This window comes from Burkholderia sp. AU45274, assembly GCF_030482505.1.
GTDB lineage: Bacteria > Pseudomonadota > Gammaproteobacteria > Burkholderiales > Burkholderiaceae > Burkholderia.
This window is the reverse complement of the sequence record NZ_JAUJQE010000009.1, coordinates 257,402-281,778: the sequence shown is the minus strand read 5'-3', so window position 1 is coordinate 281,778 and position 24,377 is coordinate 257,402. Positions and strand designations below refer to the sequence as shown.

Here is a 24,377-nt window from a genome sequence, read left to right as displayed (position 1 = left end):
GGCGGCGTCGCGACCCACGTCTTACCGTGAGCCAGATAGGCCGATCCGGCTTTCAGCGCCGGATCGGCCTTCAATAATCTGAAGACAGCCCCATGACAACCGGGTACACCCTTCAACACCGGAGCCGGCGCATCGTTCACGCGATTGCGCGCCTGTTTCGCCGAACGGGTTCCGGCTTCACGCATACGTTCCGATCCGGTCGACCGGCGGCCGGCACCGCGCCTGCGTCGTCAGGCGATCCGAACACAGGGGCGTCGCCAGAATCCGCCGAGACGGCGGCCTAGAACCGCGTGCTGAACCCGATCCGCGCGATCGACTGCAGCGCGCCGCTCGACGCGCCGTTCGCATCCATCACGCCGTTGATCTGCGCGTTGCTGCCGTGGTCCGCGCGCTGATTCACGCCCGCCACGTACACCATCGTGCGTTTCGACAGCCAGTACTGGACGGCGGCCAGGAGCTGGTGCGCGTGCGCGTTGTCGAGCGTGTCGTTGCCCTTCATGTACGTATAGCTCGCGCCGATCACCCATGCCGGCGACGGCCGCCATGCGGCACCGGCTTCCGCCGACCACGCACCCGCGCCGTTCTGCGCGTTGCGTACCGTCGTGAAGAGCGCCTTCCCGGTGACCGTGCCGAGCGTGTAGTGCACGCCCGCGCCCCAGTTGCGCACGCTGGTCGGCGGTAGCCCGTTCGTCGTGCCGTACTTCTGGTTCGTATAGGCCGCGCCCGCGCCGAACGGGCCGTTGTCGTAGCTCGCGCCGACGCTGACCGTGTTGTTCGCGCCGACCGACCCCGCGACGTTCCCGAAGCCGTACAGCGCGCCGACGGTCAGGCCCGACAGCGACGGGCTCGTGTACTTGACCGAATTCGCGACACGATTGCTGCCTGCGACGCGATCCCAGTCGAATGCGCCGGTCGGGTTGTTCGGCAACGCGAGCTTGTCGAACGGCCCGTTGCGAAAGCCGTACAGGCCGACGAGATCCTGCGCGATCTCGTTGCCGCTCGCGGCCAGCGAATCGACCATGAACTCGTACTGGTTGCCGAGCGTCAGCGTGCCGTACCGGTCGTTTTGCAGCCCGACATAGGCGGTGCGCGCGAACAGCCCGCCGCCGATGATCGAGCCGTTGCCGAGCGAATACTGGTTGACGAGCCGGAAGATCGCGCGCGTGCCCGCGCCGAGATCCTCCTTGCCTTCGAAACCGAGCAGGTTCGGGAAGAAGATGTTGTCGTCGAACTTCGCGGCGCCGCGGCCGCCTTGATTGCTGACGTAGCTGATGCCGGCATCCATCAGCCCGAACATCGCCACGCTGCTCTGCGCGAACGACACGGCGGGAATGGCGCATGCCGTGAGCGCCAGAACGGTCTTTTTCGTCATCTCCAATGTGCTCCTCACATGTTTCCGATCGACTCGGATATTTTTAATTGGACTACTGATTGATATGAGCAAAGCTGAACCGGATGAATCCCGGCTCAGTGACAACCGAAGGAAATCGATGTGGGACGGGCATCGGCAGCAATCGCGGGCGTGCCGATGCCCGCTCAGCCGCGTGCTAGACCGTCGAATACCCGCCATCGACCGGCACGACCGCGCCGGTCACGAACGACGCGCTGGGCGAGCACAGGAACAGGATCGCGTCCGCGACTTCGTCGGCCGTGCCCCAGCGCCCGAGCGGCGTGCGCTCGAGGATGCGCCGCGACGCCTGCATGTCGGCCATCAGGCCGCTGCTGAGCGGCGTATCGATCCAGCCGGGCGCGACCGCATTCACGCGAATGCCGCGATCGGCCCACGCCTGCGCGAGCGAGCGCGTGAGCTGCGCGATGCCGCCCTTGCTCGCGCTGTACGCGGGCCGGTCCTTGCTGCCGAAGTACGTGTACATCGACGCGACATTGACGATGCTGCCGCCGTGTGCCGACAGCGCCGGCCGCGCGGCGTCGGAGGCACGCATCACCGACGTCAGGTTCACGTTCAGCACGAGCTCGAACTGGTCCATCCGGTATTCGTCCGCGTGCCGGCTGATGCCGACGCCGTTGACGAGCACGTCGAGCCGCGGCAGCGCCGCGATCGTGCGCGTCAGCGCATCGCTGTCGGTCACGTCGAGTTCCACGCAGCGAACGCCCGCATGCACGGGCGCATGCGGGCCGGCCGCATTGAGCCCGAGCGCGACGACCGACGCGCCGGCCTCCGCGAACCGCATCGCCGTGCGCGCACCGATGCCCGACGTGCCGCCCGTCACGACGACGGACTGCCCCTCAAACGCCCACTGACGACTCATGCTCGACGCTCCCGATGGTGTGCGCGCGACGGGCGGGCCGTTGCGCGGGTGAAACGAGGATCTTGATTTGCGCGCGGTCGGCGAGCAGCGCGTCGAAGCCGTCGGCGACGGCGTCTTCGAGCGACACGGTGCGCGTGACGATCGACGTGAGGTCGAGCGCGCCCGACGCGACGATGCGCAGCAGGTCTTCGTACGCATGCCGGTAGCCGACGCTCGCAGTGAAGGTCAGCTCGTCGTTGACCGCGCGAAACGCGTCGAAGCCGGCATGCGGCATCAGGCCGACCATCACGACGCGGCCGCCCTTGCGCAGTGCCTGCATCGCCGATTCGAACGTGGCCGGCAGCCCGGCCGCTTCGAAACTCGCGTCGACGCCGAGCCCGCCCGTGACCGCGCGGATCGCGTCCTGCAGCGCGGATGCACCGAGTGCGCGTGCGTCGAACGTATGCGTTGCGCCGAAGCGCGCGGCCGCCGCGAGCCGTTCGGGCGAGACGTCGACGGCCACGATCGTGGTCGCCCCCTGCAGTTTCGCGAGCATGATCAGCAGCAGGCCGATCGGGCCGAGGCCGAACACCGCACAGGTTTCGCCGAGCCGCAGTTCGCCACGCCGCAACGCGTGCAGCGCGACGGCCGCCGGCTCCATCACCGCGGCCTGCTCGAGACTCACGCCGTCAGGCAGGCGATGCAGCATGTACGCCGGCACGACCGCGAAGTCGGCCATGCCGCCGTCGCCCATCAACCCGGCGAAGCCCATCGACACGCACAGGTTGTACGACCCCGCGCGGCAATACGCGCACTGGCTGCAGCGATACTCGGGCTCGACCGCGACGCGATCACCCGCGCGCAGCGCCGTCACGTCGTCGCCGACCTCGACGACGGTGCCGCAGAACTCGTGGCCGAGCGTCAGCGGCGCGGTGCGGCGCGACAGCGGATGCGGCGTGTCGACCGGAATCGCGTGCGGGCCGTCCGCATATTCGTGCAGGTCGCTGCCGCAGATCCCGCAGTACGCGATCGCGATGCGCACGTCGCCGGGGCCGACGCGCGGCGTGTCGATTTCCACGAGACGGACGTCGCGCGGGCCATGCCATTGAAGTGCCCGCATGTCAGTGGCCTCCGAGGTTTTGTGGATCGAGATGGTTCGCGGCCGAGCCGGCGAGTGCGCGCTTGCGCAGCACGGCGGGCGCGGTCTCGACGAGGCCGAACGACAGCACGCACGCGAGGATCGCGCCGGCAGCCGACGTCCACATCGCGAACTGCAGGCCGTACTTGTCCGCCGCGAAGCCGGCAACGGTCGGTGCAACGAAGCCGCCGATCAACTCACCGGCGCCCATGATCAGGCCGAGCGCGCTGGCGATCGCGCGCGGCGGCACCGTTTCGGCCGGGATCGTCGCCATGAACAGCGTGAAGCAGCCGAGGCCCGTGTACGTGGCGAACACGAGCGCGCCGAGCGCCCACAGCGAGCCGGCATGGATCATCACGACCGGGCACACGGCCGCGATCAGCGCAAACGCGATCATCGTCGGCTTGCGGCCGATCCGGTCGGAGATCGCCGGCACCGCGAAGCCCCAGAACACCCACGCGGCGCCGAGGCAGGTCATCACGACGCCCATGTCGGACGGCGACAGATGGCGGCTTTCCACGAGGAACACCGGAGCGAACGAGATGATCACGACGAACCACGTGAGAAAGAAGCCGCTGATCAGCACGCAGAGCAGGATGTTGCGCTCCTTCAGCAGCGCCCATCGGTTGATTGCCGCGCCGCTCGCGGCCGGTGCGCCGCCGGGTTCGGCCCGCGCGTGCCGCACGCCGCCGGGCGGCGCTTCGCGCACCCAGCGCCAGATGCAGAACGCGATCAGGAAGCCGGGAAGGCACGACACGTAGAACGCCTCGCGCCAGCCGTACGTGGTCGCGATGCCGATGACCACCGGCGGGCCGATCATCGCGCCGAGCAGGCCGGCGGCGGAGCCTTGCAGCAGGCCCATGTTCAGCCCGCGGCGGCTCGGCGTCGAGCTTTCGACCATCAGCGATTGCGACAGCGGCAGCACGGGGCCTTCGGCGATGCCCATCAGCGCGCGGAACGCGATCAGGCTCGCGAAGCCGCCGACGAGCCCCGACAGCGCCGAGCACGCGGAAAAGCCGAGCACGGCCGCGATCAGCAGCGGCTTGCGCGTGCCGCGCGCGTCGGACCACGCGCCCGTCGCGGCGCCGGACAATGCCCACGTAAGCGCGAGCGCGGACGACACCATGCCGAGCTGCGTGTTCGTCAGGTGCAGCTCGGCCGACATGAACGGGAACAGGAACGACAGCGCGAGGCGGTCGAAGAACACGAAGCCGAACGTCATGAACAGGATCAGCAGCAACCTGTTCTCATACGTCCACGCGGATCGGGAGGCGGAAGGGGATGTCATGGTGAGCCTCGCCGCGCGTCAGCGGAACAGCTTGTCGATCGCTTGCGCGCCGAGGCCGACCTTCTCGTAATGCGCCTTGCACATCGCGATGTACGAATGCACGTCGAAGTAGCCGTCTGGATTGCCTGCTTCGTCGAGCCAGATCAGCGGCCCCTTCACGATGAAGAACGCGCGCATCGGCTCCGGGTGATCGAACGCGACGAGCGTGTGGCCTTCGCCTGGCGTCTCGTACACGAAGTCGCCGCGCGTCGCGGTCCATTCGTGCTCCAGATAACCCCACTTTCCCGACAGCGTGTAAGCGAACACCTCGTGCGGGTGATAGTGCCGGTTCACGAGCCCGGCTTCCTTCGCCATCAGGATGTCGCACCATTTGTTCTGCGACGGCGAGATCCACAGCGGCCGCGACGAAACCGTTTCGGTAAACGGAACGTAATAGCGATCGTCGTCGGTGGCCGCGTTCGCGATGTACGCTTCGGGCAGCGCATCGGGCTTGAACGGATTGGCAATCGGCGGGATGTTTTGCCAGAATTCGGCTACGGCTTTGTCGACCACGGTTTGTCTCCTTAGGTATCAGTTGTCGTGGGCTCGACTGTAGCCAGCCGGTGCGCGCCGCTCTTGACTGGGCTGGACGAATTGCTTGACCGCGCCGGACATTGCATCGCACCAGAATCCAGACGAACCATCCCCCAATCCGTGCCGCTCCGCACGACAGGCGCCCGCAGGAGGCGACGTGACGAATTCGACCGTTTTTTCCCGCACGCGAGGCTCGACGGCCGACGTGCCGGCGCGCGACAGGATGGCGTACTGGGATGCGTTCAATGCGGCGACGCTGGTCGGGCTGCGCTGTTCGTCGCTGTCGCCGGCCGGGCTCGAGGTCGAGAAGACCGATATCGCGTTGCCGGGCCTCGGCATCGCGGACATCAGCGGCCAGGATCACGTGATCGAGCGCAGCCCCGCGCTGGTGCGCCAGTTGCCGAAGGAGTCGCTGTTTGCGTGCCAGATCCTGAGCGGGCGCGCGTATTTCATCCAGCGAGACCGTTGCCTGCTCGCGGACGCCGGCGATGTCGTCGTCTACGACACGCGCGTGCCCTATCTGTTCGGATTCCTGACGCCGATGCGGCAGCTGCTGATCGATATCCCGATCACGACGTTCGACGACCGGCTCGATGCGGAACTGGCGGCGCTGCCGCTGCGGATCGCGCCGAAACCGGGCGCGGGCGCGATGCTCGGCGCGACGTTGCGCGCGAGCGTCGAGCGCTTCATGAAGGATCCGGTCGAGCGTGACGCCGCGCAGTTCGCCGAACACACGCGCACGCTGGTCGCGGAACTCATCGATGCGGAGGTGAACGGTGCGGGTGCCTCACGTGCGTCGCTGTCGTATCTGCTGACCGCGAAGCAGTACGTCGCGACGCATCTCGGCGATCCGGAACTCGGGCCGCAGGCCGTCGCCGACGCGGTCGGGCTATCGCTGCGGCATCTGAGCCGGCTCTTCGCAGCCGAAGGCGAGTCGATCACGCAGCACATCTGGTCGGAACGGTTGTCGCATGCGTATCGCGAGCTGACCGATGCGCGGCTGCGCAAGACGAGCGTCGGCGAAATCGCGTTCCGCTGGGGCTTTTCGAGCCAGGCTCATTTCAGCCGTGCGATTCGCGAGCGCTATGGCGCGTCGCCGATGGCGCTGCGCGAGGCGGCGCGGGCGGACGGGGCTGATTCCGGCAGGTGATGCAGAGGGAGCGGCGGCGCGTGTCTCACGCGCCGTCTTTTTATTGTCGTGAACGAAAACGCCCGCGCGCCGCGTTGCGTTACTCCGCGAGCATGAATTCGGCGCAGCGTTCCGACATCGTGATCGTCGGAGCGTTCGTATTGCCGGACACGATGCGCGGCACCACCGACGCATCGCAGATTGTGCGGCGGGCCGCCCGGACGCGCGCCATTGTACTCACCCGCCACTCACGAATGACCCGCCCCCGCGAATGCCGTGACAAGCGCGCGCACATGACACCGGCCGGTCGCGGAACCGCGCGGACTGCGCGATCCGATCGACCGGCCTGCTACAGCTGACTTCAGGCCGCGCTGGCTTCGTCGATCCGGCGAATGTCGTCCTGATCGAGCTGAACGCGGATCGCTTCGCCGAGCGATGCCAACTGCGCCAGCGACGTCGCGCTGGCGATCGGCGCGGTGATCGTCGGCCGCGCGATCTGCCAGGCGAGCGCGATGGCGGCCGGCTGCGTGCCGTGCTTCGCCGCCACCGCATCGAGTGCCGCGAGGATGCGCAGCCCGCGTTCATTGAGATACCCGGCGACGCGATCGCCGCGCACGCTCTTCTTCAGGTCGGCCTCGCTGCGGTACTTGCCCGACAGGAAGCCGCTCGCGAGCGCGTAGTAGTTGACGACACCGAGCTTCAGGTCGCGCACGACCGGTTCGAGATCGCGTTCGTAATCGGCGCGGTCGAGCAGGTTGTATTCGGGCTGGATGACCTGGTAGGCGGGCAGGCCGTCGCGCTTGCTGATGTCGGCCGCTTCGCGCAGCCGTGCGCCGCTGTAGTTCGATGCGCCGATGATCCGCACCTTGCCCGCGTCGATCAGCGTTTGATAGGCGCCGAGCGTTTCTTCGAGCGGGGCCGTATCGGCAAGGTCGCGATGCGAGAAATACAGGTCGATGTAGTCGGTCTGCAGGCGGCGCAGCGAATCGTCTACCGCCTTCAGGATGTTGTCTTTCGACAACCCCGCGCGCGCGCCCAGCAGGCCGACCTTGGTCGCGATCACGACCTGCTCGCGCTTGCCGGAGCGCTTCAGCCACTTGCCGATGATCGTTTCCGATTCGCCGCCGTGGTTGCCGGGTACCCAGGCCGAGTAGACGTCGGCCGTGTCGATGAAGTTGATGCCGGTGTCGGCGAGCGCGTCGAGCAGCGCAAACGACGTGTTCTCGTCGACGGTCCAGCCGAAGACGTTGCCGCCGAACGCGAGCGGCGAAACCTGGATGTTCGATGTGCCGAGGGTGCGTAGTGCCATGTTCTGCTCCGATATCTGCGGGTGACGGAATGGAACTGCGGGATGGGCCGAGACGATCACGGCGAGACGACGGGGTACGTGGTGCGGTCACGCCGTTGTCGCGGGACGCCGGACATTCTCGCCGATCGCTCCGAATCGTGCAGGCGGCGCACCGTCGCGATGGCGGACGGCCTGACGCGGATGACGGACGCTCCGTCCGTTGCGTGGGTACTTCGTGTGGCTGCGTTCGATCAGGAACCGATTTTTGTCGCGGCTGGCGCGACTTGACGCGGCACGGCGCGTGGGCGGAAGCAGGCGGGAGGGCGGGAACGTGGATGCTCCGGCATTGCGCCGAAGCGGGCGGGACGACGGGCGGCAAGCGGCCGCCCGTGCGACGGTGAGCCGGTCAGCGCAACTGCACCGCCGCGAGAAACAGCACCATGCTGCCGATTGCGCCATCCAGTACGCGCCACGCCATGGCCTTGCGGAACCACGGCGCCAGCAGCCGCGCACCGTAGCCGAGCCCGAGGAACCACACGACGCTGACCGACATTGCGCCGATCGCGAACGCGAGCCGCGCGCCTTCCGGCTCGCGTGCGCCGGCCGTGCCGATCAGCAGGAACGTGTCGAGATACACGTGCGGGTTGAGCCACGTGAACGCGAGCGTCATCAGCACGATCGCGAGGCCGCTCTGCGGCGGCGGCGCGACCGCGTCGCCGCGCACGTCGAGCGTTTCGTGGCCCGGCTTGAACGCGCGGCGCAGCGCATTGATGCCGAACCACGCGAGATACGCGAGGCCGAGGTACAGCACCGCGTGGACGAAGGTCGGATAGCGTTCGACGAGCGCCGACGCGCCGCCGACGCCCGCGCCGATCAGGATCATGTCGGACAGTGCGCACAGCAGCACGATCTTGCCGACGTGCGAGCGCATGATGCCCTGCCGCAGCACGAATGCGTTCTGTGCGCCGATGGTGACGATGAGCGAGCCGCAGAGTACGGCGCCGTGAGAAAAAGCGAGCCAGTTCATGGTGGGTGACAACAGTGGAAGCAGTAGACGAATGAATCGGGTAGCGCTAGTCTGCGGTCAGCCTGAAAATAAGAGAAGCTAAATCACCTAATGCCGATTAAGGAAATCTAATGCTCGACTACGCGTTGCTCGATGCCCTCGCGGCCGTGATCCGGCACGGCTCGTTCGAGCGGGCGGCCAAGGAGCTGAACGTCACGGCGTCGGCCGTGTCGCAGCGCGTGAAACTGCTGGAGGAGCGGGTCGGCAGCGTGCTCGTCAAGCGCGGGCAGCCATGCGTCGCGACGACGTCGGGTGCGCTGCTGTGCCGCCATACCGAGCGCGTGCAACTGCTCGAGGCCGAGCTGGGCGGCCGGATGCCCGCATTGCCGGGCCAGATCGCGAGCACGTGGCCGACGTTGCGCGTGGCCGTCAACGACGACAGCGTCGCGACGTGGTTCATCGACGCGGTCGGGCCGTTCTGCACGGAGCGCGAGACGTTGCTCGACCTCGTGATCGACGACCAGGATTACACCGCGTCGCGCATTCGCGACGGCAGCGTGCAGGGCGCGGTGACCGCGCAGGCCGAGCCGATCCAGGGGTGCCGGTCGGAGCGGCTCGGGCGCATCCGCTATCGCGCGGTGTGCTCGCCGGCGTTTTACGCGCGCTACTTCGACGCGGGCATCACGCGCGATGCGCTGCGCCGCGCGCCGTGCGTGATGTTCAATCCGAAGGACGGTCTGCAGGCGCGTTTCATCCGGCGCGTGACGCGCGCGGATCTCGATCCGCCGCAGCACTGGATACCGCACGTCGCGGGCTACCTGCGTGCGTGCGAAACGGGATTGGGATGGGGGATGTGTCCGGACCGGATGGTCGACCGCCAACTGGCGGCGGGTGAACTGGTCGACATGTCGCGCGGGCGAACGATCGACATCGACCTTTACTGGCAGAGTTGGCGTTTGTCGATCGGCTGGCTCGACGATTTCAGCGCGGCGCTGAAGGCGCGCGCCGCGCTGTTTCTCGATTGACCGATCGCGTGACGCAGGCGGCGCGCGCGAGGTGCGCGCCGTGCGGCATCACATCAGACGTGATGCAGGCCGTCGAAATCGACGATCTGGACGTGGCGGCCCTGCATTTCGATCAGGCCGCGCTTCTGGAATTTCGACAGTGTGCGGCTGACCGTTTCGAGCGTCATGCCGAGGTAGCTGCCGATGTCTTCGCGCGTCATCCGCAGGTTGAATTCCGACGGCGAGTACCCGCGCTTCAGGTAGCGCGACGAGACGTCGAGCAGGAACGCGGCGACGCGCTCTTCGGCATTCAGCGAACCGAGCAGCATCGTTTGCGACGTTTCGCGCACGATCTGTTCGCTCATCAGCTTGTGCATGCGCAACTGCATCGAACCGGCTTCCGAGCAGAGCGTCTTGAGCGCGCTGTACGGAATCACGCAGACCGAGCTGTCTTCCAGCGCGACCGCGGTGCGCGGATGCGTGTCGTCGCAGATGCCGTCGAGGCCGAGCGCTTCGCCGGCGAGATGCAGGCCGGTGACCTGCTCGCGGCCGTCGTGGCGCGTCGCGACGGTTTTCAACGAGCCCGAGCGCACGGCGTACAGGTTGTCGAATGCGTCGCCTTCGCGGAACAGCGCTTCGCCGCGCTTGACGGGGCGCGCCGCGCAGATGACCGACTCGAGGCGACTGAGCGCTTCGGGCGCCAGGCCCTGCGGCATGCACAGGTGCCGCATGGCGCACGACGAGCAGTGCGCGGCCTGGCGAGGAGCCCAGCTACCGGCATGAGGTGTGGCGGCGGGACGTGTGGCGACGGGCGTCAGCATGATCGTTTACTCCGGCGTTGAATCGACGGAATCATTGTCCCACCGCAACTTGCCGCTGTCGGGTGACAAAACGTCGCGACTGCCCGCGCATGCCGAACGCGGCTTACGCAACCGTTTCGTCGACGTTGGCGGCCGCCGGAATCAGCAGCACGGGCAGCGTCGCGTGGCGCACGCATTGCTCGGCGATGCTGCCGAGCACGAGACGGCGGAACCCGCGGCGGCCGTGCGTGCCGAGTACGAGCAGATCGGCATCGAACGCTTTCGCGCCGTCGAGGATCAGCGACGACACGTCGTTGAGCGACGTCGCTTCGCCCAGCTTCGTCTCGCCTTTCACGCCCGCTGCCTGCATGAGCGCGGTGAATTCCTTCGCGAGTGCGTTGCCCTGCGCGACGAGCTGATCGCGCAGCACGGACGGATCGTAGCCGGGCACGTTGTAGTAGATCGCGGCGTTCTCGACGACGTAGAACGGTTGCAGCTCGGCGCCGTGCGATTTCGCGAGCGCCAGCGCGGCATCGAACGCATGGCGGGACGTGTCGCTGCCGTCGACGGCAACCAGAATACGCTTGTACATAGTGTCTCCGAGTGGCGGGTTGAAACGAAGTCGGCCGGATGGCCGATCGGGCTGGGCAATGCGCAATGCTGCGAGGCAGAGTAAACCAATGGCAGGGACTTTGCAGTGAGGTGCCGGTCGTGCCGCGCGGCGGCGCCGCTTCCGTTTGCGCGGCGCACGGCCAGGCACCTACGTATGCTGTGACACGCGACACGCGACACGCGACACGCGACGCATGTCGTGCGACGTGGTGGTCGCTGTTGTCTGCATCGTTGGCGGGAAGGCATGCGCGCGCATCGGTGTCGCGTGTGGCGCACGCACACGCCTCGCCGCGCACGCCGATCGCATCGACACGACACGACAGTCACGCGGATGCATTGCCCGCATCGCCATTCAATCGCAACCGCGCCGTTTCGACATGACCTCGATCAACGCATGTGCGTCGGTGCAATTCACGGTGTGCATGACGCCGCCCGCGCTGCTGCGCGGAATCATTCGTTCGTGCATCGTGCACCGCGCGATTACCGGTGCACGATCGGCGCACGGTCGCGTACGCCGATCCCCAGCCATCGGCTAGTTTGCCGATACCGGTTCGCAAACGAACGATCGATTCAAACGCCGCGCCGGCTATCTCGGCACGGGCGTCAGCTCGAAGACGCGCTCTGGCCGACGCTGGTGGCCGGGCCAGTACGTGCTGCCGTACATCCGATGGACGGGGCCGAACAGCGCGTCGCTCAGGGGCGGCGGCGCGTCGAAGCCCTTCTCGATCACCATGTAGCCGGCACGCAGCGCGAACGCCGGATGATTGCCGCCGGGGCGGCTGTCGAAACCGGCGAAGCCGTCGCCGGCTTCCGGCATCGCATTGACGAGCGACGCGTTGCTGCGCGTGATTTCGTCGGGCGAGATCGGCCCGCCGCCGGCAAGGCGCGCCGCCTCGCGGTTCTTGCCGTCGGTGTCGACCGTGCTGTCGTGCGTGTCGTCGTTGTCGAGCTCGATGCTGCGCGGACGCGAGCGATTGGTTTGACCGGATGATTCCATCGCGGCTCTCCTCGCGGCGAAGCGTTCCGGATCGAAGCAAATCCCGTTCCGGGCGTGACGGGAAAAGGCGCGCGGGCGATCGCCGCGGTCGCGCGACGCGCACTGATTTGTCATGATTTATTTCAGCTAGAAGACCCGTTTTCTACAGAGTATGATTCTTTTCCTGCGAAGCGGCGACAGGGGATTCAGTCGCGCCGCCTCTGCCCGCGCCGGGGGGCCGCAGCACCCCTTAAAGACGGGTAGTGAACAACAAAGCAAGGGACTAGAGGTGGCGGATTCATGCAAGCGACTACTGCCTTCACGCACCGCGGTTATCTGTTGAACTGCGCGCCCGCGCGCGCCAGTGACGGATCGTTCAAACCCTACGTCGTGATCTCCCGATCGAGCGACGGGGAACTCGTTGCGAACCGATTTTTCCCGATCGAACTCCAGTTCAACGACGAAGGCGACGCGATCGCGCACGCGCGCGACTGGGCCGTGCGATGGATCGACGCGAGCAGCATCACGATCTGACGCCGTCGCGATCCCGTGGCATCGGCCGTCCGGCCGATCCCCGGCGTGCCGCTCCCGGACGGAAAACGCGGTAATCTTGCGGAACCCGTCACTTTATTAGCGGCCGTGCGACCGAGCGCGGCCGCCTGCATTGGCATATGTCGACATCACCCGCCCGTCAGTGGGGCCTTGAAGAAATCGTTGCCGGCTTGCGCGAGTCGCGCGAGGAACTCCATCGCACGCGCCATCCGCGCGGCATTCGCGAACTGCCGTCGCGCGATGCAATCTGCAAGATTGTGACCGGCCTGCGCGCGTCGATGTTTCCGACGCACTACGGCGCACCGGATCTGACCGACGAAAGCGTCGACTTCTACGTCGGCCACACGCTCGAAAGCACGCTGCGCATTCTGTCCGAACAGATCCGCCGTGCGCTGCCGTTCCTGCCCGAGCATGCCGATACGCCATTCGCGGAGCTCGACGAACGCGCGTTCGAAATCGCGCGCGAATTCGGCCGACAGTTGCCGGCGGTCCGCGCGCTGCTCGTCAGCGATATCCAGGCGGCCTATGCAGGCGATCCGGCCGCGCAGCACATCACCGAGATCCTGCTGTGCTACCCCGGCGTGCTGGCGATGATGCATCACCGGCTCGCGCATGCGCTGCACCAGCTGGGCGTGCCGCTGCTGGCGCGATTCATCAATGAAATCGCCCACTCGGCGACCGGCATCGACATCCACCCGGGCGCGCAGATCGGCCCGAGCTTCTTCATCGACCACGGCACGGGCGTCGTGATCGGCGAGACGGCGATCATCGGCGAGCGCGTGCGCGTGTACCAGGCCGTCACGCTCGGCGCGAAGAGCTTCCCCGCCGATGGCGAAGGCGCGCTGGTCAAGGGCAATGCGCGGCACCCGATCGTCGAGGACGACGTGGTGATCTACGCGGGCGCGACGATTCTCGGCCGTGTGACGATCGGGCGCGGCTCGGTGATCGGCGGCAACGTGTGGCTTACGCACAGCGTGCCGCCCGGCACGAGCGTCGCGCAGGGCAAGGTTCGAGAAGGCGGGAGCGCCGACAAGCCGTAACGCGGCGCGCGGCCGACGGCTGCCGGCCGTCGACGCGCGCACCGGTCAGTGCTTGCGGTCGGGCGCGCGGTGCTTGTACAGCACGTCCTGGTCGACGCGGATCAGGTTCTGCCCCGCATCGACGACGAAATCCACGCCGTTGTACGCGTTGCCCGTCAGCATCAGGATCGCGCTCGCGACGTCGTCGGGGCCCGCGATGCGCGCGAGCGGCGTCGATGCGCGGCTCGCGTGCTCGAAGTCGGCCTGCGTCTGGTCGTCGCTCGGCAGCATCAGCCCGGGGAACACCGCATTCACGCGCAGCACCGGCGCGGACGACAGCGCGAGCATCTGCGTGAGGTTACCGAGCGCGGCCTTCGCGACCGTATAGCTGAAATGGTCGCGGTGAAAGTTTTCCTTGATCTTCTGGTCGACCACATTCACGACGACACCCTGCGCGCCGGCCGCGCGGGCCCGTTCGTAGAACGCGCGCGTGAGCAGGATCGGCGCGCGGCAGTTGACGGCCCACGCCTGATCGAACGCCGCGAGGTCGAAGCTCGGGAAATGGTCCTGCCAGAACACCGACGCGTTGTTGACGAGCACGTCGAGGCGCCCGAAGCGCGCATACACCTGGTCGATCAGCGCGGTGATCTGCGCGGCATCCGACAGGTCGGCCTGCAGCGCGACCGAATCGTGTCCGCGCTCGGCGATCGCACGGGCCGCCGCCTGCGCGGCATCGGCCGAACGGTCGTAATGCACCGCGGTGCGATAGCCGTGCGCGGCGAAATACTCGGCGAACGCGCGCCCGGCCCGGCGCGCGGCGCCGGTCACGAGCACGACGGGCGCGTGCGCCGCTTGCTTCGTCTGCTCCATTACGTATTCGTCAGATTCACGGAAGAAGGATTCGCGACGATCGACAGGAATTCGCGCCGCGTCGACGGATCGGTGCGGAATGAGCCGAGCATGCGTGACGTGACCATCTCGACGCCCGGCTTGTGCACGCCGCGCGTCGAGATGCACTGATGCGCGGCTTCGAGGATCACGCCGACGCCCTTCGGCTGCAGCACGTCGAACAGCGTGTCGGCGATCTGCACGGTCATCTTTTCCTGGATCTGCAGGCGCTTCGCGAACGCGTCGACGAGGCGCGCGAGCTTCGAGATGCCGACCACGCGATGGTTCGGCAGATACGCGACGTGCGCGCGGCCGATGATCGGCACCATGTGGTGCTCGCAGTAGCTCTCGAAACGGATGTCCTTCAGCACGATCATTTCGTCGTAGCCGTCGACTTCGCTGAACGTGCGCGCGAGGATGTCGCGCGGCTCCACCGCATAGCCGGCGAAGAATTGCTCATAGGCGCGCACGACGCGTGCGGGCGTGTCGATCAGGCCTTCGCGCGCGGGATCGTCGCCGGCCCAGCGCAACAGCACGCGAACCGCGTCTTCCGCTTCTTCGCGGCTCGGTCGGGATGCGGCCGGCTCGGGCCGCGCGGACTTCTTTTTAGCCATCTATTTGCTCCATCGAATGCCGCCGCCGGGGCGGCGCGGAATCCGGGCATTGTTTCATGCTTTCGCGGGGCGCGTGTGCGGCCCGGCACTCACTTCACTTCGGCCATTCGTCCTGCTCGTCGTTGAACAGCGACGCGACGACGCCGCGCAGCCACGCGGTGCGCGGATCGTTGTGATATTTGCGATGCCAGTGCTGCTTCAGGTCGAAGCGCGGCAGCGCCAGCGGCGGCTCGACCGGCACGATGAACGCGTGCTCGGCCGCATAGGCGTAGCCGATCGCATGCGGGACCGTCGCGATCAGGTCGGTGCGGCTCAGGATGAACGGCAGGCTCATGAAGTGCGGCGTCTCGAGCACTGCGCGGCGCTGCATGCGCTGCTTCGCGAGATATTTCTCGAGCACCTCCTGGCTGCGGCCTTCGGCGCGCACCACCGCGTGCCCGCACGTAAGGAACTGCTCGACCGTGAACGGCGGCGCCTGTTCGAACGGATGGCCGCGCCGCATCAGGCACACGAACCGGTGCGTGAACAGCCGCTGCTGGAAGAAGTTGTTGCCGTCGAGATCGGGAAAGTAGCCGACCGCGAGATCGATCGTCCCGGCTTCGAGGCCGCGACCGACCTCGTCGTGCGCGAGCGACACCGAGCGCAGGTTCGCATGCGGCGCGCGCGTCGCGAACGCCTGCAGCAGCTTCGGCAGGAACACGATCTCGCCGACGTCCGACAGCGCGATCGAGAACGTATGCGTGCTCGCGGCCGGGTCGAAGTCGTGCGGGGCGACGAGGCCGCGCTCGATCTGCGCGAGCGCGTCGCGGGCGGCCGGCAGCAGCGCGAGCGCGCGCGGCGTCGGTTCCATCCCGCGCGACGTGCGCACGAACAGCGGATCGCCGAAGTACTCGCGCAGGCGGCCGAGTGCCGTGCTCACGCGCGGCTGGCTGACGCCGAGCAGGTCGCCCGCGCGGCTCACGTTGCGCGTGTCGTCGAGCGCGACGAGGTAGGGAATGAGGTTCAGATCGAGCGCATCCATCGCCGGAACAGTATCGTCAAAACGTATACAACATATCTCCTGAATCGCGTTGCCGCATAGTCGGGAAAGCGCTCAAATGTGTTCCATTACTCGAACCAATGTTCAGGAGACGAACAATGCGCACCCAAGTCGCCATCATCGGCGCCGGTCCGTCCGGCCTTTTGCTTTCCCATCTGCTGCGCCTGCAAGGCGTCGATTCCATCCTCGTCGAAGCGCGTTCGCGCGAATATTGCGAGAACCGCATCCGTGCCGGCGTGCTGGAGCAGGGCACGGTCGACACGCTGAACGAAGCCGGCCTCGGCGACCGGATGCGTCGCGAAGGGCTCGAACATCACGGCATCGAGCTGCTGTTCTCGGGCCAGCGCCATCGCATCGACCTGTCCGCGCTCACCGGCGGGCGCGCGATCACCGTCTACAGCCAGCACGAAGTGGTACGCGACCTGATCGCGGCCGGCGTCGAGCATGGCCACGCGATGCACTTCGAAGTGAGCGACGTCGCGTTGCACGACGTCGAGGGCGAGCAGCCGTTCGTCACGTTCAAGCACGCCGACGGCCGCGAAGACCGCATCGACTGCGACTACATCGCCGGCTGCGACGGCTTCCACGGCATCGCGCGCCAGACGATTCCGGCCGAGCGGCTGAACACGTTCGAGCGCGTCTATCCGTTCGCGTGGCTCGGCATCCTTGCCGACGCGGCGCCGTCGCTCGACGAGCTCGTCTACGCGCATCACGACAATGGTTTCGCGCTGTTCTCGATGCGCTCGCCGACGGTTACGCGCCTGTACCTGCAGTGCAAGCCCGACGAAGACCTCACCGAATGGTCCGACACGCGGATCTGGGACGAATTGCACACGCGCTTCTCGAACGACACGGGCTGGACGCCGACCGAGGGCCGGATCACGCAGAAAAGCGTGACGCCGATGCGCAGCTTCGTGTCCGAGACGATGCAGCACGGGCGCCTGTTCCTCGCCGGCGACGCCGCGCACATCGTGCCGCCGACCGGCGCGAAGGGGATGAACCTGGCGGTGGCCGACGTCCGCGCGCTGTCCCGCGCGCTCGGCGCGCGCTACCGCCACGGCGACGCGACGCTGCTCGACATGTATTCCGCGACCTGCCTCGAGCGCGTGTGGCGCGCCGAGCACTTCTCGTACTTCATGACGAACATGCTGCATTCGTCGCCTGAAGACTCGCCGTTCGTCAATCGCCTGAAGTTTGCCGAGCTGAAATACGTGACGCGCTCGCGGGCTGCCGCGCAGGCGCTCGCCGAAAACTACGTCGGCTTGCCGTTCGACGACGCAGCGCCCCCCGAGGCAACCCGCCTTGACAACGCGCTGTGCGCGACTCTATGATCGGCCCATCGTTCGCTAATCGAATCTAGGTTCGAATAGCGAACAAAACCGGGATCGACATCGGCCCCGGCGCGGCACGCGGCACGCGCGTGTCCCCTCGACAGGCCGCGCATCGAGCCGCGGGTTCGTATCAGGAAGAGACATGGTCAACAAGATTTTCGAATCGCTTCAGTCGGCGGTGGCCGACATCCACGACGGCGCGACAATCATGATCGGCGGCTTCGGCACGGCAGGCATGCCGTCCGAGCTGATCGACGCGCTGATCGAACAGGGCGCGCGCGACCTGACGATCGTCAACAACAACGCGGGTAACGGCGAGACCGGCCTCGCGGCGCTGCTGAAGGCGAAGCAGGTGCGCAAGATCATCTGCTCGTTCCCGCGCCAGAGCGACTCGCAGATATTCGACGGGCTGTACCGCGCCGGCGAGATCGAGCTGGAGCTCGTGCCGCAGGGCAACCTCGCGGAGCGCATCCGCGCGGCGGGCGCCGGCATCGGCGGCTTCTTCACGCCGACCGGCTACGGCACCAAGCTCGCGGAAGGCAAGGAAACGCGCGTGATCGACGGCAAGCCGTACGTGTTCGAGACGCCGATCCACGCCGATTTCGCGCTCGTGAAGGCATACAAGGGCGACCGCTGGGGCAATCTCGTCTATCGCAAGACCGCGCGCAACTTCGGGCCGATCATGGCCAGCGCCGCGAAGGTCGCGATCGTGCAGGTGTCGGAAGTCGTGCCGCTCGGCGCGCTGAACCCGGAACACATCGTGACGCCGGGCATTTTCGTCCAGCGCATCGTCGAGGTGCCGCAGGCCGCGCACGCGGCCGAGCTGGCCGCCGAACACGCATCGCAAGCTGCCTGACCGCCTGAGGAAACCGACATGAAACGACTGACCCGCGATGAAATGGCCAAGCGCGTCGCCCAGGACATCCCCGAAGGCGCGTACGTGAACCTCGGCATCGGCGTGCCGACGCTGGTGGCGAACCACCTCGATCCGAGCAAGGAAATCTTCCTGCACAGCGAGAACGGGCTGCTCGGCATGGGCCCCGCGCCCGCGCCCGGCGAGGAAGACGACGAACTGATCAACGCCGGCAAGCAGCACGTCACGCTGCTCACCGGCGGCGCGTATTTCCACCACGCGGATTCGTTCGCGATGATGCGCGGCGGCCACCTCGATTACTGCGTGCTCGGCGCGTTCCAGGTATCCGCGACCGGCGACCTCGCGAACTGGCATACGGGTGCGCCCGATGCGATTCCGGCGGTCGGCGGCGCGATGGATCTCGCGATCGGCGCGAAGCAGGTATTCGTGATGATGGAGCACCTGACGAAGCAGGGCGAGAGCAAGATCGTCGCGCAATGCTCGTATCCGGTCACCGGCGTGCAGTGCGTGAGCCGCATCTATACGGATCTCGCCGTGCTCGACGTGACGGCCGACGGCCTCGCGGTGAGCGAGATCTTCACCGACCTGTCGTTCGACGAACTGCAGAAGCTGACCGGCGTGCCGCTGATCGACGCGACGCAAAAGGCCGCTGCCTGAACCCCGAGCGTGCCGGCGCGTGCGCTTGCGCGCAGGCCGGCACGCTTGGGTGGACAATAGGCGCACGCCGTTTCCCCAATCTGATGCCATGCTCGAAGACAGCGCCCGCCTGACCTCCCTCATCTGCGGCACCGAGCCGCTCAACCGGATCTGGTCGCCCCGCGCGACGATCCAGCGGATGCTCGACGTCGAAGCCGCGCTCGCGCGTGCGCTCGCGGCGCAGCAGGTGATTCCCGCCGCCGCGGTCGCACCGATCGAACACGCGTGCGATGCGAGCCGGCTCGACGCCGACGCGCTCGCGCACGGCGCGGCGCTCGGCGGCAATCTCGCGATTCCGCTCGTCAAGCAGCTCACCGCGCAAGTGAAGGCCGACGATCCCGAGGCCGCGAAGTTCGTGCACTGGGGCGCGACGAGCCAGGACATCATCGATACCGCCACCGTGCTGCAGTTGCGCGACACGCTCGACGTGCTCGAACCGATGCTCGACGACGCATGCGCATCGCTCGCGGCGCTCGCGCGCACGCATCGCGCGACGCCGATGATCGGCCGCACGTGGCTGCAGCAGGCGCTGCCGATCACGCTCGGCCTGAAATTCGCGCAATGGCTCGATGCGCTGCTGCGCCATCGCGCGCGCTTCACCGAATTGCGCGAGCGTGCGCTCGTGCTGCAGTTCGGCGGCGCGGCCGGCACGCTCGCGAGCCTGCGCGAGCAGGCGGCCGGCGTTACGGCCGCGCTGGCGGCCGACCTGAAGCTCGCGGCGCCGGCCGTGCCTTGGCACACGCAGCGCGACCGCATCGCGGAAGCCGCGTCCTGCTTCGGGATGCTGACGGGCACGCTCGGCAAGATCGCGCGCGACGTGTCGCTGCAGATGCAGACCGAAGTCGGCGAGCTCGGCGAGCCCGTTGCCGCCGGCAAGGGCGGCTCGTCGACGATGCCGCACAAGCGCAACCCGGTCGGCTGCGCAGCCGTGCTGACGGCTGCCGTGCGTGCGCCGAACCTCGTCGCGACGGTGTTCGCGGGGATGGTGCAGGAGCATGAGCGCGCGCTCGGCGGCTGGCAGGCCGAATGGGATGCCTTGCCCGATCTCGCGCGCCTGACCGGCGGCGCGCTGGCGCAGATCGCCCAGATCGTCGCGGGTCTCGACGTGAACACCGAGCGCCTGGCCACGAACCTCGACCTGACGCGCGGGCTGATTCTCGGCGAAGCGGTGATGCTCGCGCTCGGCGACAAGATCGGCCGGCTCGACGCGCATCACGTCGTCGAACACGCGTCGAAGGAAGCCGTGCGCACGGGCGCGACGCTGTTCGACGTGCTCGCCGCCGATGCGACCGTGTCGGCCCACCTGTCGCGCGACGCGCTCGCGCGGCTGCTCGATCCCGCTCATTACGTCGGCGAGGCGCAGGCCTACGTCGACGCCGTGCTCGCGCTGCACGCGGGCGCGCAATCACCAGGAGAACATTGATGCCTTTCGCCACTGTCAACGGCGTGAAACTGCATTACCGGATCGACCGTGCGGCGCGCGACGACGCGCCGTGGCTCGTCTTCTCGAACTCGCTCGGCGCCGACCTGCAGATGTGGGCGCCGCAGATCCGCCCGCTCACGCAGCACTTCAACATCCTCCGCTACGACACGCGCGGCCACGGCCATTCCGATGCGCCGGCCGGTTCGTACACGATCGAGCAGCTCGCCGGCGACGTGATCGGCCTGTTCGACCACGTCGGCATCGCCCGCGCGCATTTCTGCGGGATCTCGATGGGCGGGCTGACGGGCGCGGCGCTGGCCGCACGCTTCCCGTCGCGCATCGTTCGCGCGGTGCTGTCGAACACCGCCGCGAAGATCGGCTCGCCGGAAGTGTGGGCGCCGCGGGCGCAGAAGGCACGTGCCGAAGGGATGGCCGCGCTCGCCGACGCCGTGCTGCCGCGCTGGTTTACCGACGCGTTCGTCGAACGCGAGCCGCGCCTGTTCGATGCGATCCGCGACACCTTCGTGCATACCGACAAGGACGGCTATGCGGCGAACTGCGACGCGCTGAACGCAGCCGACCTGCGCGAAGAGGTGAAGGGCATCGCGCTGCCGGTGCTCGTCGTGACCGGCGCGAAGGACATGTCGACGCCGCCCGACCAGGGCCGCGCGCTGGCCGCCGCGATTCCGGGTGCGCAGCACGTCGAATTCGACGCCGCGCATATTTCGAACATCGAGTGCACCGACGGCTTCAACCGTGCGCTGCTCGATTTCCTGACCGCGTGAGGCACCGGCGATGGATGACCAGGAACGTTATGAAGCAGGGATGAAGGTGCGTCGCGCGGTGCTCGGCGACGCGCACGTCGACCGTTCGCTCGAGAACCGCACCGAGGTGACCGACGAATTCCAGAACCTGATCACGCGCTATGCGTGGGGCGAGATCTGGACGCGCGACGGCCTGCCGCGCCATACGCGCAGCCTGCTGACCATCGCGATGATGGTGGCGCTGAACCGCGGCGAGGAACTGGCGCTGCACCTGCGCGCCGCGCGCAACAACGGTGTGACGCGCGACGAGATCAAGGAAGTGCTGCTGCAGACCGCGATCTATTGCGGCGTGCCGGCGGCGAATTCCGCGTTTCATCTCGCGGACAAGATCTTCAAGGAGCAGGATGGGGCCGCCTAGGTGCGGCCGGTTAAGTACCTGTAGTCCGATGTTGAGCCGAGGCCTGCGGATGATTCGCAGGCTTCGGCGATGAATGAACGCGCCGGCAGAGCATCGGCGCGCGGCGCACCGGATGGCCGGTGCGCGAACAAAGGCAAGACGTGGTTCCGAGGCCGCGTCGCTTATATATCAGGAGACTCGCGATGAATCGCGCACCCGTGGTCGATGTCCAGACCTTCATCAACGAGCAGCCGTTCGGCGGTTTTCAATGGCTCGTATTCCTCATGTGTTTCGTGATCGTGCTGCTCGACGGCTTCGATACGGCTGCGATCGGCTTCATCGCGCCGTCGCTGCTCGGCGAATGGAACCTCACCAAACCTGATCTCGCACCGGTGCTGAGCGCCGCGCTGTTCGGCCTCGCGTGCGGCGCGCTCGTGTCGGGCCCGCTGTCCGACAAGCTCGGGCGCCGCTCGCTGCTGCTCGGCTCGGTGTTCCTGTTCGGCGTCGCATGCCTGATGTCCGCCTTCTCGACGACGATCGGACACCTGACGATCCTGCGTTTCATCACCGGCGTCGGGCTCGGCGCGGCGATGCCGAACGCGGTCACGATGATGGGCGAGTTCTGCCCGGACAAGCGCCGTGCGACCGTGATCAACCTGATGTTTTGCGGCTTCCCGCTCGGCGCCGCATTTGGCGGTTTCCTCGCCGCATGGATGATCCCGCATTTCGGCTGGCGCAGCGTGCTGATCCTCGGCGGCGTGACGCCGCTGCTGCTCGGCGTGCTGTTGCTGCTGAAGATGCCGGAATCGGTGCGCTTCATGGTCGCCAACAACCACGCCGTCGACAAGGTTCGCGCGACGCTCGCGCGCATCTCGCGCGATGCGCTGAACGCCGGCTCGTTCGCGCTGACCGAAGCCGCGCCGCAGACCGGCAGCAAGGGCCTCGGCGTCGTGCTGTCGCGCTCGTACATCGTCGGCTCGGTGATGCTGTGGCTCGCGTACTTCATGGGGCTCGTGATCTTCTACGCGTCGATCAACTGGATGCCGATCCTGCTGAAGGATGCCGGCCTGACGCCGAAGAGCGCGACGCTGATCTCCGCGCTGTTCCCGCTCGGCGGCGTCGGCGCGGTGCTGTGCGGCGTGCTGATGGACCGCTTCAACGCGAACCGTGTGATTGCCGTGTGCTACGCGCTGACGGCGGTGAGCGTCTATGCGATCGGGCAGGCGGCGGGTAACGTCGGGCTGCTCGTGCTGGTCGTGTTCGTCGCCGGCGTGCTGATGAATACCGCGCAATCGTCGATGCCGGCGCTCGCCGCCGCGTTCTATCCGACCGAAGGGCGCGGCACGGGTGTTGCATGGATGCTCGGTGTCGGCCGCTTCGGCGGGATTGCGGGATCGTTCCTCGTCGCCGAGCTGACGCGCCGGCATTTCTCGTTCGCGGGCGTGTTCGCGACGATCGCCGTCGCGGGTTTGCTCGCATGTGTCGCGCTGCTGATCAAGCAGATGGCGCGGCCGCATGGCGTGACGCAGCCGGCAGGCAAGATCGAATCGCTCGGGCATTGAGCGAAGCGCGGGCCGATGCGATGCGCCGGCCCCTGATACGGCGGCCGGCGGGCCGCCGGCTATTCTTCCGTGTCGTGTTCCCGCACGAAGTTGCGCAGATATGCGCGCAGCGCGGCCTCCCGGCCGCGATGATCGGCGAGGTTCGCGGCGCCCATGTCTTCCTCTTCACCGAACATCGTCGGCGGCGCGCTGTAGATACCGATCTCGATGTCCTCGCGCAGCACGCGAATCTCGTGCGTGAGCGGGTGATACTCGGCGATCCAGTGCATCCCCTCGATGTGTTCGCCCGCCCTCAGCAATGGCTTCATCGGCACTCTCCCGGCAGCAGCGGCGCAACCGGCGAAACGGCTGCGCGCGCCCGTAACAAAAGGGTACGCCTGCATCGGGCGAATCTCAACGGGCGCGCGGTGAGTGCTCACTACGCCAGCAGGTGCGCGATCAGCGGATACAGCGACAGGATCAGCAGCACGGCCATCGTCATGTTGAACATGCGCAGCGCTCGGGGGTTCGACAGGAAGCGGCGCAGGCCGAGGCCGAAAGCGGCCCACAGGCAGATGCACGGGAAACCGATCAGGATGAACACGACGGCCATCCAGGCGGCGTTCATCCCGTAGTCGGCGGACAGGCGGACCGTCGTCGCGGCGGTCAGCACCATCATCCAGGCCTTCGGGTTGATCCACTGGAACGCGGCGGCTTCGATGAACGTCATCGGGCGCGGCTTGCCGCCGTGCGCCTTCACTTCACCCGACGTGCCGATGCGCCACGCGAGGTACAGCAGGTACGCGACGCTCGCGGCTTCGAGGATCGTGTACAGCAGCGGCATGCGCTTGAACGCTTCGCCGAGGCCGAAGCCGACGCAGAGCATCAGGATCGCGACGCCGATGCTGATGCCGAACAGGTGCGGCATGGTGCGGCGGAAACCGAAATTGACGCCGGATGCGAGCAGCATCGTGTTGTTCGGGCCGGGCGTGATCGACGTGACGAGCGCGAACAGCATGCCGGCGGGCAACGCGCTGAGGGTGAGGAATTCCATCGCGGATTCTCCATTCGGTTCTGGACTGGGATGGAGGTCAGTTTAGCGACGGTTTTCTGTACAGTACCGGTACAGTTGGGTTGACGAATGCCGGTACGGGGGAGGGGGTGAATGGGATTGCG

At 67.2% G+C, this 24,377-nt stretch carries 26 protein-coding genes; 11 read left to right on the top strand and 15 right to left on the bottom strand.

Going from position 1 to position 24,377, the window contains the following annotated elements; translation table 11 throughout:
* Window positions 1-280 precede the first annotated feature (280 nt).
* The 5 genes from QZM35_RS28870 to QZM35_RS28850 all read right to left on the bottom strand — a co-directional run bounded on the left by QZM35_RS28870 (window position 281) and on the right by QZM35_RS28850 (window position 5,227).
* On the bottom strand, window positions 281-1,372 hold the full coding sequence (locus tag QZM35_RS28870) for a porin (protein ID WP_301777312.1): 1,092 nt from the start codon (window positions 1,370-1,372) through the stop codon (window positions 281-283).
* A 175-nt stretch (window positions 1,373-1,547) separates the two neighbouring features.
* Window positions 1,548-2,270, bottom strand: coding sequence for an SDR family NAD(P)-dependent oxidoreductase (locus tag QZM35_RS28865; protein ID WP_301777311.1), 723 nt, complete (start codon window positions 2,268-2,270; stop codon window positions 1,548-1,550).
* Window positions 2,248-3,369 (bottom strand): 2,3-butanediol dehydrogenase, encoded by a 1,122-nt coding sequence (locus QZM35_RS28860; protein ID WP_301777310.1) that lies wholly within the window; start codon window positions 3,367-3,369, stop codon window positions 2,248-2,250. The genes QZM35_RS28865 and QZM35_RS28860 overlap by 23 nt, the downstream gene beginning before the upstream one ends.
* A gap of 1 nt (window position 3,370) precedes the next feature.
* A complete protein-coding gene (locus QZM35_RS28855) occupies window positions 3,371-4,675 on the bottom strand; it encodes an MFS transporter (RefSeq protein WP_089428684.1) in 1,305 nt (434 codons plus the stop codon).
* Window positions 4,676-4,693: 18 nt separating this feature from the next.
* On the bottom strand, window positions 4,694-5,227 hold the full coding sequence (locus QZM35_RS28850; protein WP_301777309.1) for a 2,4'-dihydroxyacetophenone dioxygenase family protein: 534 nt from the start codon (window positions 5,225-5,227) through the stop codon (window positions 4,694-4,696).
* Window positions 5,228-5,405: 178 nt separating this feature from the next.
* Here QZM35_RS28850 and QZM35_RS28845 point away from each other — a divergent pair, with 178 nt between their 5' ends.
* Entirely contained in the window at window positions 5,406-6,398 is a 993-nt protein-coding gene (locus QZM35_RS28845) for a helix-turn-helix domain-containing protein (protein ID WP_089431923.1), read from the top strand.
* A gap of 340 nt (window positions 6,399-6,738) precedes the next feature.
* On the opposite strand, the gene QZM35_RS28840 is transcribed toward QZM35_RS28845, so the two are convergent.
* Together QZM35_RS28840 and QZM35_RS28835 are read right to left on the bottom strand one after the other, a co-directional pair.
* Entirely contained in the window at window positions 6,739-7,686 is a 948-nt protein-coding gene (locus QZM35_RS28840; protein WP_089431924.1) for an aldo/keto reductase, read from the bottom strand.
* Between the two features lie 385 nt (window positions 7,687-8,071).
* Entirely contained in the window at window positions 8,072-8,692 is a 621-nt protein-coding gene (locus tag QZM35_RS28835) for a LysE/ArgO family amino acid transporter (protein ID WP_301777308.1), read from the bottom strand.
* A gap of 110 nt (window positions 8,693-8,802) precedes the next feature.
* Here QZM35_RS28835 and QZM35_RS28830 point away from each other — a divergent pair, with 110 nt between their 5' ends.
* Window positions 8,803-9,696, top strand: a complete 894-nt coding sequence (locus QZM35_RS28830; protein WP_089428679.1) for a LysR family transcriptional regulator ArgP — start codon at window positions 8,803-8,805, stop codon at window positions 9,694-9,696.
* Between the two features lie 53 nt (window positions 9,697-9,749).
* On the opposite strand, the gene fnr is transcribed toward QZM35_RS28830, so the two are convergent.
* The 3 genes from fnr to QZM35_RS28815 form a co-directional block, all read right to left on the bottom strand.
* Window positions 9,750-10,496 carry a fumarate/nitrate reduction transcriptional regulator Fnr gene (gene fnr / locus QZM35_RS28825; protein ID WP_085038217.1) on the bottom strand — a complete coding sequence of 249 codons (747 nt, stop codon included), beginning with the start codon at window positions 10,494-10,496 and terminating at the stop codon, window positions 9,750-9,752.
* 103 nt (window positions 10,497-10,599) lie between these two features.
* On the bottom strand, window positions 10,600-11,067 hold the full coding sequence (locus QZM35_RS28820) for a universal stress protein (protein ID WP_301777307.1): 468 nt from the start codon (window positions 11,065-11,067) through the stop codon (window positions 10,600-10,602).
* A gap of 606 nt (window positions 11,068-11,673) precedes the next feature.
* Window positions 11,674-12,084 carry a DUF3005 domain-containing protein gene (locus QZM35_RS28815; protein ID WP_089428675.1) on the bottom strand — a complete coding sequence of 137 codons (411 nt, stop codon included), beginning with the start codon at window positions 12,082-12,084 and terminating at the stop codon, window positions 11,674-11,676.
* Between the two features lie 279 nt (window positions 12,085-12,363).
* Between QZM35_RS28815 and QZM35_RS28810 the strand changes: the two genes are divergently transcribed.
* Together QZM35_RS28810 and epsC are read left to right on the top strand one after the other, a co-directional pair.
* Complete coding sequence (locus QZM35_RS28810) at window positions 12,364-12,597, top strand: hypothetical protein (RefSeq protein WP_011356723.1); 234 nt, start codon at window positions 12,364-12,366, stop codon at window positions 12,595-12,597.
* Between the two features lie 137 nt (window positions 12,598-12,734).
* A complete protein-coding gene (gene epsC / locus QZM35_RS28805; RefSeq protein ID WP_046548857.1) occupies window positions 12,735-13,655 on the top strand; it encodes a serine O-acetyltransferase EpsC in 921 nt (306 codons plus the stop codon).
* 45 nt (window positions 13,656-13,700) lie between these two features.
* On the opposite strand, the gene QZM35_RS28800 is transcribed toward epsC, so the two are convergent.
* From QZM35_RS28800 to QZM35_RS28790, 3 genes are all read right to left on the bottom strand, one after another.
* Window positions 13,701-14,504 (bottom strand): SDR family oxidoreductase, encoded by an 804-nt coding sequence (locus tag QZM35_RS28800; RefSeq protein WP_175240267.1) that lies wholly within the window; start codon window positions 14,502-14,504, stop codon window positions 13,701-13,703.
* Complete coding sequence (gene folE / locus QZM35_RS28795; protein WP_089428673.1) at window positions 14,504-15,136, bottom strand: GTP cyclohydrolase I FolE; 633 nt, start codon at window positions 15,134-15,136, stop codon at window positions 14,504-14,506. The genes QZM35_RS28800 and folE overlap by 1 nt, the downstream gene beginning before the upstream one ends.
* Before the next feature lie 94 nt (window positions 15,137-15,230).
* The gene (locus QZM35_RS28790) at window positions 15,231-16,157 is read right to left on the bottom strand and encodes a LysR family transcriptional regulator (RefSeq protein ID WP_174976022.1); all 927 of its coding nucleotides are present in this window, start codon (window positions 16,155-16,157) and stop codon (window positions 15,231-15,233) included.
* Between the two features lie 116 nt (window positions 16,158-16,273).
* Here QZM35_RS28790 and pobA point away from each other — a divergent pair, with 116 nt between their 5' ends.
* From pobA to QZM35_RS28755, 7 genes are all read left to right on the top strand, one after another.
* The gene (pobA, locus tag QZM35_RS28785; protein ID WP_301777306.1) at window positions 16,274-17,506 is read left to right on the top strand and encodes a 4-hydroxybenzoate 3-monooxygenase; all 1,233 of its coding nucleotides are present in this window, start codon (window positions 16,274-16,276) and stop codon (window positions 17,504-17,506) included.
* 142 nt (window positions 17,507-17,648) lie between these two features.
* Window positions 17,649-18,362 (top strand): 3-oxoacid CoA-transferase subunit A, encoded by a 714-nt coding sequence (locus QZM35_RS28780; RefSeq protein WP_011356717.1) that lies wholly within the window; start codon window positions 17,649-17,651, stop codon window positions 18,360-18,362.
* Between the two features lie 18 nt (window positions 18,363-18,380).
* Window positions 18,381-19,037, top strand: coding sequence for a CoA transferase subunit B (locus QZM35_RS28775; RefSeq protein WP_034189746.1), 657 nt, complete (start codon window positions 18,381-18,383; stop codon window positions 19,035-19,037).
* Window positions 19,038-19,125: 88 nt separating this feature from the next.
* Entirely contained in the window at window positions 19,126-20,499 is a 1,374-nt protein-coding gene (locus QZM35_RS28770) for a 3-carboxy-cis,cis-muconate cycloisomerase (protein WP_301777305.1), read from the top strand.
* The gene (gene pcaD / locus QZM35_RS28765) at window positions 20,499-21,284 is read left to right on the top strand and encodes a 3-oxoadipate enol-lactonase (RefSeq protein ID WP_301777304.1); all 786 of its coding nucleotides are present in this window, start codon (window positions 20,499-20,501) and stop codon (window positions 21,282-21,284) included. Before QZM35_RS28770 ends, pcaD begins: the two co-directional genes overlap by 1 nt.
* Before the next feature lie 10 nt (window positions 21,285-21,294).
* Complete coding sequence (gene pcaC / locus QZM35_RS28760) at window positions 21,295-21,681, top strand: 4-carboxymuconolactone decarboxylase (RefSeq protein ID WP_046548861.1); 387 nt, start codon at window positions 21,295-21,297, stop codon at window positions 21,679-21,681.
* Window positions 21,682-21,863: 182 nt separating this feature from the next.
* The gene (locus tag QZM35_RS28755; RefSeq protein WP_089428669.1) at window positions 21,864-23,222 is read left to right on the top strand and encodes an MFS transporter; all 1,359 of its coding nucleotides are present in this window, start codon (window positions 21,864-21,866) and stop codon (window positions 23,220-23,222) included.
* Between the two features lie 59 nt (window positions 23,223-23,281).
* On the opposite strand, the gene QZM35_RS28750 is transcribed toward QZM35_RS28755, so the two are convergent.
* A complete protein-coding gene (locus QZM35_RS28750) occupies window positions 23,282-23,530 on the bottom strand; it encodes a hypothetical protein (protein ID WP_046548863.1) in 249 nt (82 codons plus the stop codon).
* Window positions 23,531-23,640: 110 nt separating this feature from the next.
* On the bottom strand, window positions 23,641-24,255 hold the full coding sequence (locus QZM35_RS28745) for a LysE family translocator (protein ID WP_089473832.1): 615 nt from the start codon (window positions 24,253-24,255) through the stop codon (window positions 23,641-23,643).
* Window positions 24,256-24,377 lie beyond the last annotated feature (122 nt).